Annotated in this window: 10 protein-coding genes; 1 reads left to right on the forward strand and 9 read right to left on the reverse strand. The window is 72.7% G+C overall.

Going from position 1 to position 12,687, the window contains the following annotated elements:
• Positions 1-25 precede the first annotated feature (25 nt).
• From ACQSSQ_RS18735 to ACQSSQ_RS18775, 9 genes are all read right to left on the reverse strand, one after another.
• Positions 26-1,477: a basic amino acid/polyamine antiporter gene (locus ACQSSQ_RS18735; RefSeq protein ID WP_431328639.1), complete on the reverse strand. Its 1,452-nt coding sequence runs from the start codon at positions 1,475-1,477 to the stop codon at positions 26-28.
• 225 nt (positions 1,478-1,702) lie between these two features.
• Positions 1,703-2,407 (reverse strand): sirohydrochlorin chelatase, encoded by a 705-nt coding sequence (locus ACQSSQ_RS18740; protein ID WP_431328640.1) that lies wholly within the window; start codon positions 2,405-2,407, stop codon positions 1,703-1,705.
• Positions 2,404-3,543 (reverse strand): uroporphyrinogen-III synthase, encoded by a 1,140-nt coding sequence (locus ACQSSQ_RS18745; protein WP_431328641.1) that lies wholly within the window; start codon positions 3,541-3,543, stop codon positions 2,404-2,406. Before ACQSSQ_RS18745 ends, ACQSSQ_RS18740 begins: the two co-directional genes overlap by 4 nt.
• Positions 3,540-3,929 (reverse strand): nitrite reductase small subunit NirD, encoded by a 390-nt coding sequence (nirD, locus tag ACQSSQ_RS18750; protein ID WP_431328642.1) that lies wholly within the window; start codon positions 3,927-3,929, stop codon positions 3,540-3,542. Before nirD ends, ACQSSQ_RS18745 begins: the two co-directional genes overlap by 4 nt.
• Positions 3,926-6,508 (reverse strand): nitrite reductase large subunit NirB, encoded by a 2,583-nt coding sequence (gene nirB / locus ACQSSQ_RS18755; protein ID WP_431328643.1) that lies wholly within the window; start codon positions 6,506-6,508, stop codon positions 3,926-3,928. The genes nirD and nirB overlap by 4 nt, the downstream gene beginning before the upstream one ends.
• A gap of 46 nt (positions 6,509-6,554) precedes the next feature.
• On the reverse strand, positions 6,555-8,102 hold the full coding sequence (locus ACQSSQ_RS18760) for an FAD-dependent oxidoreductase (protein WP_431328644.1): 1,548 nt from the start codon (positions 8,100-8,102) through the stop codon (positions 6,555-6,557).
• On the reverse strand, positions 8,099-10,294 hold the full coding sequence (locus ACQSSQ_RS18765) for a molybdopterin oxidoreductase family protein (RefSeq protein ID WP_431328645.1): 2,196 nt from the start codon (positions 10,292-10,294) through the stop codon (positions 8,099-8,101). Before ACQSSQ_RS18765 ends, ACQSSQ_RS18760 begins: the two co-directional genes overlap by 4 nt.
• A complete protein-coding gene (locus ACQSSQ_RS18770; protein WP_431328646.1) occupies positions 10,291-11,658 on the reverse strand; it encodes an MFS transporter in 1,368 nt (455 codons plus the stop codon). Before ACQSSQ_RS18770 ends, ACQSSQ_RS18765 begins: the two co-directional genes overlap by 4 nt.
• A gap of 202 nt (positions 11,659-11,860) precedes the next feature.
• Positions 11,861-12,283: an Hsp20/alpha crystallin family protein gene (locus ACQSSQ_RS18775; protein ID WP_431328647.1), complete on the reverse strand. Its 423-nt coding sequence runs from the start codon at positions 12,281-12,283 to the stop codon at positions 11,861-11,863.
• Positions 12,284-12,378: 95 nt separating this feature from the next.
• Here ACQSSQ_RS18775 and ACQSSQ_RS18780 point away from each other — a divergent pair, with 95 nt between their 5' ends.
• Positions 12,379-12,684 carry a MerR family transcriptional regulator gene (locus tag ACQSSQ_RS18780; RefSeq protein WP_431328648.1) on the forward strand — a complete coding sequence of 102 codons (306 nt, stop codon included), beginning with the start codon at positions 12,379-12,381 and terminating at the stop codon, positions 12,682-12,684.
• Positions 12,685-12,687 lie beyond the last annotated feature (3 nt).

A 12,687-nucleotide genomic window follows, 5' to 3' on the forward strand; every position in this document is an offset into this window, starting at 1 on the left:
CCTTTCTGGAGGACGGGTCGGAAGGTCAGAGGCTGATGCGGCCGGTCCACAGGGCCACGGCGCCGGCGATCGCCGACACCATGATGATCACGAACAGCGCGATCTCGGTGGGGCTGAACAGGCGTCGTCCGTTCTCGGTGCGCGCCTTCACGTAGAGCACGGTCGCAGGGGCGAGGATCAGCGCCGACAGGATGAGGAACTCCAGCCCGGCGGCGTCGAAGAGGAACAGCGTGTACGCCGTCGCGACGCCGGCGATGATCGTCTCCTTGCGCCGGACCCGTGAGGTCTCGCCCTCGTACGACTCCCCCGTGAGGCCGAGCTTGAGTGCGTACGCGGCCGCGAGGAAGTACGGCAGCAGCGCCAGGCTCGTACTCAGGTCGAGCATGAAGTTGAGCGCGTCCTCGATCACGAGGGTAAGCGCGAGCAGGGCCTGGACCCCGAGCGAGGTGACCACGAGCGCCGTGATCGGGGTGCCGTTGGAGTTCTCCTGCCCGAGGAAGCGGGGGAAGTCGTCGTTGCGGGCCGGGATGTACATCACCTCGGCCGCCATCAAGGTCCACGCCAGGTAGGCGCCGAGGACCGACACGATGACGGCGACGCTGATGAAGACCTCGCCCCAGTCGCCGACGACCGACTCGAAGACGCCGACCATCGACGGCTGCCGGGTGTCGGCGAGCTCCGGCTGCGGCATGACCGAGTAGCTCGACAGCGTGACCAGCGCGAACAGCGACAGGACGCTGAGGAACCCGAGCACCGTGGCGCGACCGACGTCCGAGCGCTTCTTGGCGTAGCGCGAGTAGACGCTCGCCCCCTCGATCCCGATGAACACGAACGTCGTGATGATCATCGTGTTGCGGACCTGCTCGTCGAGGTTGCCGAGGTCGCCGTAGCCGTACGCGGTCCAGTTGTCGGCGAAGACGCCCGCGTCGAAGTTGACGAACAGCACGATGATGAAGACGACGATCGGGAGGATCTTGAAGACCGTGACGATCCGGTTGATGATCGCCGCGTCGCGCACCCCGCGGGCGATGAGCGTGTGGAAGAACCACACTCCCGCCGTCCCGAGAGCCACCGCCAGGACCGTGTCGCCGTCGCCGAAGCCCTCGAAGAACGCGCCGAGGGTCGCGGTGATGAAGACCCAGTAGAAGGTGTTGCCCGCGACCGCGCTCGCCCAGAAGCCGATCGCCGAGTTGAAACCCGCGTAGTCGCCGAACCCGGCCTTGGCGTAGATGAAGACGCCGGAGTCGAGCTCGGGCTTGCGGATCGCGAGGTTCTGGAAGACGAACGCCAGCATGAGCATGCCGGTGCCGGCGATCGCCCACGCGATGAGCGAGCCGAGGATGCCGGTCGCGACGCCGAACCGCGCCGGGAGCGAGAACACCCCCGCGCCGACCATGCTCCCGACCACCATGGCGGTGAGGGTCGGAAGAGTGAGCTTGTTCGCGGTGGAGGGTGCTTCGGCCTCGGTCGCGCTCATCCGGTCTCCCTGCGTCGTGCCATCAGGGGTGACAGTAGGGGCCTGCACCGTTCGTCGCACGGCAGAATCCGGCGCGTCGCCCGAGAACCACCCTCCACGTACTCCTCGTACTGCGTAGGCGTGAGGTCCGACGGTGCGGATCGTCCTGCCGAAGGAACGCCGTCGATCGGTGCCAGATGCGAGCACCGATCGACGGCACTCCGATCGCCGTGCCGGCGAACGCCGTCATGCCGCGGGCGCGTACGCCTTGCCGCGCGCGTCGAGGAAACGGCGTACGACGAGGCCGGTGAGCCGCGCATCGGGCTCACCGCCGTCGAGCAGCGGGGCGCTCAGGAGATCGGCACCGACGTCGTCCAAGCGGTCCCGGAACCAGCCGGGAGCGAGCAGGTACGGAGAGACCACGACGCGACCGCCGTGCGGGTCCTGCCGGAGGTCCGCTACCACGGCCGCGACCTGACGCTGCGGGCCGCCGACGTGCCCGAGCGCCACTCGGGTCCCCAGCGCGGTCGCCAGCAGGCTGGCCGCGCGCTCGGTGTCACGGCGCGCGCGCGGGTCGGACGAGCCGGCGGCCGCGAGGACGACACGATCCCCCCGACGCAGTCCGGCCTGACGGAGCCGCTTCGCGAGCAGACCGGCGAGCACCGGGTCCGGTCCGAGCGCGGGCGCCGCCACGACCTCCGCGCGCCCAGCCACGGCGGCCGCGATGTCGACGTGCACGTGGTAGCCGGAGGACAGCAGCAACGGCACCACCACCGTCGGACCGGCGGTCTCCCCCACCACCTCCGCGACCTGCGGGTGCTGGACGTCGACGAAGGTCGGAGTCACGGCGAGCCCGGGCAGCGCCCCCGACACGGCGTCGACGAGTCGGCCGATCGCCGCCTGGCCGGCCGGGTCGCGGGTGCCGTGGCTGCAGGCGACCAGCGTCGTCATCGCACCGCTCCGTTCCCGAGCGCCTGGTGGTCGAGGCTGATCCGGTATCCCCGCTTCACGACCGTCTCGACGACCGGGCGGCCACCGAACGCGTCCCGCAGCCTCGCCACGGCGACCTCCGCGGTGTGCGGGTCGGTCGAGCATCCCGGCAGCACCTTGAGCAGCGCCTCGCGCGGGACCACCGCGCCGGGCACCGCCACGAGCGCACGCAGCACCGCCAACCCGCTCGGCGAGACGCCGACGACCTCGTGGTCGAGGGTCGCCGTGCGGGCCCGCAGGCGCAGGGCGCCCGCCGTGGTCGGCGTGGGCTCGTGGTCGTCGCCGAGATGCATGATCAGCGTGCGGACCAGCGACCCGAGGCGGCCCCGGTCGGGCACGAGCGGGTCGATGCCCACGACGCGCAGCGGCTCGGCCGTGACCGGACCGACCGCCGCGACGGTGAGCAGCCCGCCGCGCGCGAGCGCGACGATGTCGTCCCGTACGCCCTCCGCCAGCGCCGCGTCCAGCCACGCGGCAGCACCCGGGGCCGAGGTGAAGACGACCGCGTCGTACGCCCCCGCGGCGGCGTCGCGCACGGAGGCGGCGACGGCATCCGGATCCGGCGGAGGGCCCCAGCGGTAGACGACCAGCCCGACGGGGTGTCCCCCGGCCGCACGCAGGCGGACCTCGAGTCCGTCGTCGCCCGCGCCGTGGTGCTGGACGAAGATCCGCTGCCCGTCGACGCCCTCGGTGCACAGGAAGTCGGCGATCTCGGCCGAGGTCTCCGACTCCGCCACCCAGTCGGGGACAAGCCCGGCGGCCTGGAGGGCACCGCGGGCCTTGGGGCCGCGCGCAACCAGCCGCGTCCGCGCGAGCGCGTCGACCAGCGCCTCCCCCAGACCAGCGGCCTCGGCGGTCTCGAGCCACGAGCGGAAGCCGATCCCGGTGGTCACCACGACGACGTCGGCGGACTCCGCCACGAGCTCCCGGGTGCGCGCGAGGAGGGTGTCCTCGTCGATGTGCGACTCCACCCCGAGCGCGGACGCGACCGACACCACGGCGCCGCGCCGGCCCAGCGCGAGCGCCAGGTCGTCGGCGCGGCGCTGCGCGGTGACGAGGACGGAGGTGCCGGCGAGGACCGGGCCGAGCGGCGTCACGGGCCTGCGGAGGGCTCGACCAGCGGCGCGCAGGCGACCTCGACCGCCCCGTCGACGACGCGCGTGGCCCACACGCCGACCGTGACCGACGGGTCGTCGACCGCCGCGCCGTCCTGGAACCGGAAGCGCTGCTTGTGCATCGGCGACACCACGACAGCGACGTCGCCGACGGTGCCCACGAGGCCGCGGGCCATCACGTTGGCGCCGCTGTACGGGTCGCGGTGGCCGATCGCGTGGACCGTGTCGGCGTCGCCGGCCAGCCGGAACAGCGCGACCTGGCGGCCGCCGACGAGCGCGGCGGCCCCGCGGTCGGGGAACAGGGCGTCGAACGCGCAGACGCGTACCCACGTCGCGGTCGACACGTCGGTCACGGGAGCAGCGCTCACGAGCGGACCTCCAGGGTCGTCCCGGCGATCAGCGTCGCCCGCTCCTGCGGGCTGGCGGGTCGGCGTTGACCGCGCTCGGCGACGTAGACCAGGTCCGGGTCGGGGGTGTCGGGGCTGTTGACGAAGCTGGCGAACTTCTGCAGCTTGTCGGGATCGGCGAGAGTGGCGGCCCACTCGTCCTCGTACTTGTCGACGTGCACCGCCATCGCTGCGTCGAGATCAGCGGCGATCCCGAGACTGTCGTCGAGCACCACCGATCGTACGTGATCGATGCCGCCCTCCACCGACTCCAGCCACGGAGCGGTCCTCTGGAGCCTGTCGGCGGTGCGGATGTAGTACATGAGGAAGCGATCGATCGTCCGGACGAGCTCGTCGGTCGAGAGGTCCTCGGCGAACAGCTGTGCGTGCTTCGGGGTGAAGCCGCCGTTGCCGCCGACGTACACGTTCCAGCCCTTCTCGGTCGCGATCACGCCGACGTCCTTGCCGCGCGCCTCGGCACACTCCCGTGCACAGCCGGAGACGCCGAGCTTGAGCTTGTGGGGTGAGCGGAGCCCGCGGTAGCGCAGCTCCAGGGCGATCGCCAGGCCGACGGAGTCCTGGACCCCGAAGCGGCACCACGTCGAGCCGACGCACGACTTCACGGTGCGCAGGGACTTGCCGTACGCGTGGCCGGACTCGAACCCGGCATCGACGAGCCGCTTCCAGATCGCGGGCAGCTGCTCGATCCGCGCCCCGAACAGGTCGATCCGCTGTCCGCCGGTGATCTTCGTGTAGAGCCCGAAGTCGGCGGCGACCTGCCCGATCGCGATCAGGCCCTCTGGCGTCACCTCTCCCCCGGGGATGCGCGGGACGACGGAGTAGGTGCCGTCCTTCTGCATGTTGGCCATCACGTGGTCGTTCGTGTCCTGCAGCGCCGCCGCCTCGCCGTCGAGCACGTGCCCCGTCTCCAGCGACGCCAGGATCGAGGCCACGACCGGACGGCAGATGTCGCAGCCACGTCCGGTGCCGTGACTCGCGACGAGGTCGGAGAACGTCCGGATGCCCGTCACGCGTACGACGTCGAAGAGCTGCGCCCTGCTCATCGCGAAGTGCTCGCACAGGGCGTTCGAGGTCTCGATGCCGGCTGCGGTCAGCTCCTCGTCGAGCAGCTTCTTGACGAGCGGGAGGCACGAACCGCAGCTCGTGCCGGCCTTGGTGCAGCCCTTGAGCGCCCCGAGGTCGTGGCACGGTTCGCCGTCCTCGCCCCGCACGGCGCAGCGGATCGCTCCGGCGGTCACGTTGTTGCAGGAGCACACCGCCGCCGCGTCCGGGAGCGACCCGCCCGACACCGGCGTCACGCCGTCCGGGACCAGCCACGCCGTCGGGTCGGCGCCGAGCTCGCTGCCGACCATCGGGCGCAGGGACGCGTACGCCTCCGCGTCGCCGACGAGGATGCCCCCGAGCAGCGTCTTGGCATCGTCGGACATCACGAGCTTCTTGTAGACACCGCCGACCGGATCGGCGTACACGACCTCGAGGCTCCCCTCGGTCCCGGCGAAGGCGTCGCCGAAGCTCGCCACGTCCACGCCGAGCAGCTTCAGCTTGGTCGAGAGGTCCGCTCCGGTGAAGGTCGCGTCGCCTCCGAGCAGCCGGTCGGCGACCACCTCGGCCATCGTGTACCCGGGTCCGACGAGCCCCCAGGTGCGTCCGGCGACGTGCGCGACCTCGCCGATCGCGTACACGTCCGGGTCGTCGGTCCGGCAGGCCTCGTCGCACACCACGCCGCCACGCTCGGCGATCGTGAGACCGGCGTCGCGCGCGAGCTCGTCGCGAGGCCGCACACCCGTCGCGAACACCACCACGTCGGCGCCGATGCTCCCGCCGCCGTTCGCGAACTCCATCGCCCGCACCGTGCCGCTGCGGCCGGCGCGCACGCGTGAGGTCGCCGTCGCGGTGCGGACCTCGACACCGAGCTGCTCGATGATCCGGCGCAGCGTACGACCGCCCGCCTCGTCGACCTGCATCGGCATCAGCCAGGGCGCGAACTCGACCACGGTGGACTCCGCACCGAGCGCCTGGAGCGCCCCCGCGGCCTCGAGGCCCAGCAGGCCGCCACCCACGACGGCGCCGCGCACCGGTCGACCGAGGCGCTCCGCCCGGTCGTTCACCCATGCACGGAGCTCGGCGACGTCGTCCACGGTCCGGTAGACGAAGCAGCCCGGCGTCTCCTTGCCCTCGATCGGCGGGACCATCGCGTACGACCCGGTGGCGAGCACGAGCGCGTCGTACCCGTAGGTGCGTCCGCGCGCGGCGACCGTGCGGGCGGTGCGGTCGAGCGCCGTGACGCGGACCCCGCGGTGGAGCCGGACGCCCTCGTGCGCCCACAGCGACCCGTCGCCCAGCACGAGGTCCTCGGGGTCGCGGTCGGAGAAGAACGACGTCAGCGCGACCCGGTCGTACGGCGGCCGCGACTCCTCACCGAAGACGTCGATGGTCCACGAGCCGGTCGCGCCGCGCTCGACCAGGGCCTCGACGAGTCGGTGGGCGACCATGCCGCCACCGACGACGACGAGGCGCTTGCGGGTGTCTTCGGTGTCCATGTCGGTCACCGTAGGAACGCGGTGTTTCGGGTCCTCGTTCATAGAGTTACGCACCCTTCACAACGGGCTCACGGTCGGCCGGGACCGGCTGTGAGCCGTCCTCCCCGCCGGTCGAGCGAGCGGCGGTGGTCGAGACCCCCGGGTCCGACGCCTGCAGCCAGTCCGCGATCCCGCGGACGAGCGAGACGCACCCTCCGCACCCGGTGGTCGCCCGGGTGCTCGTCGCGAGCGCCGGCACCGAGCAGGCGCCGTCTTCCCACGCGGACACCAGGTCGCGCTTCGTGACGCCGTTGCAGCGGCACACCGTCGTGCTGCCGGGCATCGTCGTCGGCGATCCCGCCGTGGCGTCGCCGGAGCCGGCGCTCGGCGCGAGGAGCTGGAGGGGGTCGAGGGGGATGATGCCCGGCCTGCCGAGCTGCACGCTCAACGACGACGCCAGCTCGGCGGCACCGAGGCAGGTCATCCCGACCAGCGTGTCGCCGTCGACCACCACCTCGACGAACCGGCGGGCGTGCGGGTCGCTGACGGTCAGGACGCGCGCCCCGTCCGCCGTGGAGGCCTTGCGCCCCTGGGCGACGAGGCTCACCCCGGCCGCCTTGAGGCGCATCGCCGCGCCGTCGACGACGACGGGTACGGGTGCGGCCGCGGTCCCGCCGGCGAGCGCGGCCGCGAGGGCGCGGGCCTGCTCCCAGCCGGGTGCGACGAGCCCGGACACGCCCGAGGGGGTCTGCGCGCAGTCGCCGATCGCGTGGACGGCGGGGTCCGCGGGCGTGGCGAGGTCGTCGCCGACCACGACTCCGTGGGCGACGTCGAGACCCGCCGTGGCAGCCAGCGCCGTCTCGGGGACCGCCCCGCACGCGAGGACGACGAGGTCGGCCGGCAGCGTACGCCCGTCGTCGAGGACCACCGCGTCGACGTGACCACCGTGGTGGGTGACGCCGGCCAGCGACGCGTTGCCGTGGAACCCGACGCCGAGGTCCCCGACGGCCTCAGCGAGAAGGCGGCCCGGCTCCGGGTCGAGGTCCCGGTCGAGGAGATGGCCCGCGAACGAGACGACCTCGACCTTCACGCCGCGCAGGCGCAACCCGCACGCCGCCTCGACGCCGAGCGGTCCCCCGCCGACGACGACGGCACGGCGCGCGTTGAGCGCCGCAGCGGTGATGCCGCGCGCGTCGTCGACGTTGCGCAGGACGAAGACGCCTCCCGGCAGCGCCTCCCCGCGAGCCGGCCCGTCGAGCCCGGGGACGCCCGGGACGCGGGCGCGGGCGCCGGTGGCGAGGACGAGATGGTCGTACGCCACCTCTTCCGCGCCGACGTGGACCGTGCGGCTCTCGCGGTCGATCCGGTCGACCCGCGCACCGTTGCGGACGGTGACGCGGTGCGGGCGCGCGAGCGCGAGGCCGCCGAGCTCGGCCCTCCCGGCGACGAGCTCGGTGAGGAGGATCCGGTTGTACGGCTCGTACTCCTCCTCCCCCAGCAGCGTCACCGCGAACCGGCCTTCGGGGTCGGCCCGGACGAGCTCCTCGGCGAACCGGGTGCCGACCATGCCGGCGCCCACCACCACGACGCGGGTCCTGCTCGGGTGCCTCGTCATCGCACGACCTCCTCGAGATCCTCCGTACGCGGCGACGCCCCCGCGTCGGCGCGCTCCACGGTCACCGCGCAGACCTTGAACTCGGGCATCCCCGAGATCGGGTCGGTAGCAGCGTTGGTCAGGGTGTTCACGCGGCCGAGGCCGGCGAAGTGGAACGGCGCGAACACGGTGTCCGGCCGGATGTCGGCGCTGATCCGCGCCTGCGCCACCATCGAGCCGCGGCTCGAGGTGACCCGGACGTCCTCGGTCCCCTCGAGACCGAGGCGCGCGGCGAGGTGCGGGTGGAGCTCGACGTACGCCGCGGGTGCGGCGTCGCGCAGCCTCCGGACGCGCCGGGTCTGGGCGCCCGACTGGTAGTGGGCGAGCAGCCGTCCGGTGACGAGGTAGATCGGCGCGTCGTCGCGCACGCCGTCGTCCGGCCCGCTCGGGGTGACGGCGACCAGGTGCGCCCGCCCGTCGGCGTGGGCGAACCCGTCGGCGAACAGCCGCGGCGTCCCCGGGTGGTCCTCAGCCGGGCACGGCCAGTACAGCGCCTCGCCCGTGTCCAGCCGGTCGTACGAGATGCCGGCGTAGTCGGCCCTGCCGCCGGCCGAGGCGCGTCGCAGCTCCTCGAACACCTCGCGGGGCTTGGTCGGCAGCGCCACCGGCGACCCGAGCCTCTCGCCCAGGCCGGCGAGGATCTCGAGCTCGCTGCGCACCCCGCGCGGAGGCGTGAGCGCTGCGCGGCGCCGGAGGACCCGGCCCTCGAGGCTGGTCATCGTGCCCTCCTCCTCCGCCCACTGCGTCGTCGGCAGGACGAAGTCGGCGAGCACCGCGGTCTCCGACGGCACGAAGTCGGACACGACGAGCAGGTCGAGCGCGTCCAGGCGTGCGGTGACGGCGGCGGCGTCCGGTGCGCTCACGACGAGGTTGGACCCGTGGACGAGCAGGGCCCGCGGCCCTTCCTCGGTCCCGAGGCGCATCAGCAGGTCGACCGCGGGGACGCCCTTGCCCGGCAGCGAGTCGGGCGCCACCCCCCACACGGACGCGACGTGCTCGCGGGCGGCCGGGTCGTCGATCATCCGGTATCCGGGCAGCTGGTCGGACTTCTGCCCGTGCTCGCGCCCACCCTGGCCGTTGCCCTGCCCGGTGATGCAGCCGTAGCCGCTGCCGACCCGGCCGGGCAGACCGAGGCAGAGCGCGAGGTTGATCGCCGCGGTGACGGTGTCCGTCCCGTCGACGTGCTGCTCGGCTCCACGGCCGGTGAGGACGTACGCGCCCGCGCCGCCGCGGCTCGGGGAGGCTGCCGCGAGCCGGCGCGCGACCCGGCGCAGGCGTCCCTCGTCGATCCCGGTCACCGACGCGACGCGCTCGGGCCACCAGGCGGCCACGCTGCGGCGTACGTCGTCGAGGCCGCGGGTGCGCTCCGCGAGGAAGGCTTCGTCTGCCAGCCCCTCCGCGAGCACCACGTGCGTGAGGCCGAGCAGCAGGACGAGGTCCGTGCCCGGGACGAGCGGAAGGTGCTCCCCCGCGCCGTCGTCGCACAGCCGGGCCGTCGCGCTGCGGCGCGGGTCGACGACGACGAGACCGCCGCGCTCCCGCACGCCGCCGAGATGCTGCACCGCGGGCGGCATCGTGTCGGCGAGGTTGCTTCCGAGCAGCAGCACCGCGTCCGCGCCCGCGAGGTCGGTGAGCGGGAACGGCATCCCGCGGTCGATGCCGAACGCGCGGTTGCCCGCCGCCGCTGCCGACGACATGCAGAAGCGGCCGTTGTAGTCGATGAAGCGCGTCCGGAGCACCGTGCGGGCGAACTTCCCGAGCGCGTACGCCTTCTCGTTCGTCAACCCGCCGCCGCCGAAGACCGCGACGGTGTCGTGCCCGTGCGCCGCCTGGAGCGCGCGCACCCGGTCGGCGATCTCGTCGAGGGCGTCGTCCCAAGACACCTCGCGGAACGTCCCGTCCTCCTCGCGGCGCAGCGGCGCGGTCAGCCGGTCGGAGACCCGCAGCAGCTCGGCGCTGGTCCATCCCTTCTGGCACATGCCACCGCCGTTCGTCGGGAACTCCCGAGGCGAGGCAGCGAGATCGCCGCCCGCCTCGGGAGCCAGCCGCATCGCGCACTGGAGCGCGCAGTACGGGCAGTGCGTGTCCGTGGAGTCCGGCGCAGCCGTCGAGTCCGTCGCGGCGGTGGACTCCGGCGCGGCGGTCGGCGTCACACGCGCGCCTTCGTCATCGCCGCACCGGGCCGCAGGTAGAACGCCCAGGTGACCGCGAGCATCGCCGCGTACACGCCGACGTAGACGAACATCGCCGGCTCGATCGACCCCGTCGCCTCCGACGCCCACGAGTAGATGCGCGGGACGAAGAAGCCGCCGAACGCGCCGACCGCGGAGATGATCCCGATCGCGGCCGCCGCCTCGCGCTTGGCCCGCAGCGTCGCCGCCGGGTCGTCGCCGGCGTTCGCACGGAAGATCGCGGGGATCATCCGGTACGTCGAGCCGTTGCTGACGCCGGTCGCGACGAACAGCACCAGGAAGGACGCCAGGAAGAACCCGAACGACCCTGCCCGCAGCGCGAAGACGGCGGCGAGGACGCCGACGCCCATCACGACGAAGCTCGCGGCCGTCACCACAGCCCCGCCGACGCGGTCGGAGAGCCGGCCACCGAACGGCCGTGCGAGCGAGCCGACCAGCGCACCGAGGAACGCCCACGAGGTCGGGTTCACCTCGGTGAACTCCATCTTGATCAGCATCGGGAACGCAGCGGCGTACCCCATGAAGGAGCCGAACGTGCCGATGTAGAGGAAGGACATCACCCAGGTGTGCGGGCGTCGGGCCGCGGCAGCCGACGTCGAGAAGTCGGCCTGCGCGGCGCTCAGGTTGTCCATCGCCCTCCACGCGAGGAAGGCCGCGAGCAGGACCAGCGGGACCCACATGAGCCCGGCACGCCAGAGGACGAGGCCGCCTCCGGCCGTGACGACCGCGGTCACCACGAACGGCGCCTGCACCACGGCGACGCCGATGTTGCCGCCGGCGGCGTTGAGGCCGAGCGCCCAGCCCTTCTCCTTCTCGGGGAAGAAGTACGAGATGTTCGTCATCGACGAGGCGAAGTTGCCGCCGCCGAATCCCGCTGTCGCTGCCACCGCGAGCAGGACCGCGAACGGCGTGTCCGGGCGCTGGACCACGACCGCGAGCCCGATCGTCGGGATCAGCAGCAGGAGGGCCGACACGATCGTGAAGTTGCGGCCGCCGAAGAGCCCCACCGCGAACGTGTACGGCAGACGGAGCGTCGCGCCGACGAGGCTGGGCACGGCCACGAGCCAGAGCAGCTGCGAGTTCGTGAGGGAGAACCCCGCGTTGTTGAGGTTCACCGCGACGATGCTCCAGAGCATCCAGACGGAGAACCCGAGGTGCTCGGCGAGGATGGAGATGATCAGGTTGCGCCGGGCGACCGGGCGTCCGGTGGACTCCCAGAACGCGGGGTCCTCAGGGTCCCAGTGGTCGATCCAGCGGCCGGTACGCCGGCGTACCGGGGTCGTTGTCGTGGTGCCCGGAGGGGTGCCGGTGGTCGAGAGCGCCATGACGAGCTCCTGGAGGAGGTGGGGACCGGCCGGATGCCGGACACCGTGCGCCTGACGCTAGGGACGCGGTGTTTCCCCCTCGGTTCCTCTGCGGTGCCGCAGGCGTAACCGTTCACGCACAGCCTCCCGCCGAGCCGTGTGAGACGCGCCGGGACCCGGGGCGACGGCGTACGCGCCCCGGGTCCCGAACGGTCCTACGGCCTCATGCGCTGATCGCGCGGTTGCTGCCCTCGCCGTGCTGGATCTCGACCTTGCGCGGCTTCGCCCGCTCCGACACGGGGATCGTCACGCGCAGGACGCCGTCGGTGTAGCGCGCCTGGACGGCATCGGTGTCCAGCGTGTCGCCGAGGATCAGCTGCCGGCTGAACACACCCCGCGGGCGCTCCGCCGCGATCAGCTCCGCGACGCCTTCGCGAGCCGGACGGTCCGCCCGGACGGTCAGGACGTTGCGCTCCACGTCGATGTCGATCGAGCCCGGGTCGACGCCGGGAAGGTCGAGCTCGACCACGAAGGCGTCGCCCTCCCGCCAGGCGTCCATCGGCATCGCGGCCGGCCGGGCGGCAGTCCCGAAGACCTGCTGGGTCAGACGGTCGATCTCACGGAACGGGTCGGTGCGCATGAGCATGGCCATCACCTCCACAGAACCTCGTCATGCTGTCGCATGACCTCTATTTGCTGCTACAGTTTTTATATAGCGCAGGCGACACAGGGATGCAAGAGGTGACGAGCGAGATGGTGACGCGAGGGCCGGCACACGCGGTCTATGCGATCTCGGTGGCGGCCGAGCTGGCAGGCACGGCGGTGCAGAACCTGCGCGTCTACGAGCGCGAGGGACTGCTGACGCCGCAGCGCACCAGCGGCGGCACGCGCCGCTACAGCGAGGACGACGTCGTCCGCCTCCGCCGGATCGTCGCCCTCCTCGCCTCGGGGCTCAACATCGCGGGCGTGACGATGGTGCTCTCGCTGGAGGACGAGAACGCCCGCCTGCGCGCTGACATCGCAGCGGCAGACGGGCGTGACCGGTGAGGC

The organism is Mumia spirodelae, from assembly GCF_050632745.1.
Classification (GTDB): Bacteria; Actinomycetota; Actinomycetes; order Propionibacteriales; family Nocardioidaceae; genus Mumia.

Coding starts and splice junctions, on each gene's coding strand:
- ACQSSQ_RS18760 (WP_431328644.1), bottom strand. CDS start 8,102: ATGACGAGGCACCCGAGCAGGACCCGCGTCGTGGTGGTGGGCGCCGGC.
- nirB (WP_431328643.1), bottom strand. CDS start 6,508: ATGGACACCGAAGACACCCGCAAGCGCCTCGTCGTCGTCGGTGGCGGC.
- ACQSSQ_RS18740 (WP_431328640.1), bottom strand. CDS start 2,407: ATGACGACGCTGGTCGCCTGCAGCCACGGCACCCGCGACCCGGCCGGC.
- ACQSSQ_RS18775 (WP_431328647.1), bottom strand. CDS start 12,283: ATGCTCATGCGCACCGACCCGTTCCGTGAGATCGACCGTCTGACCCAG.
- ACQSSQ_RS18770 (WP_431328646.1), bottom strand. CDS start 11,658: ATGGCGCTCTCGACCACCGGCACCCCTCCGGGCACCACGACAACGACC.
- ACQSSQ_RS18735 (WP_431328639.1), bottom strand. CDS start 1,477: ATGAGCGCGACCGAGGCCGAAGCACCCTCCACCGCGAACAAGCTCACT.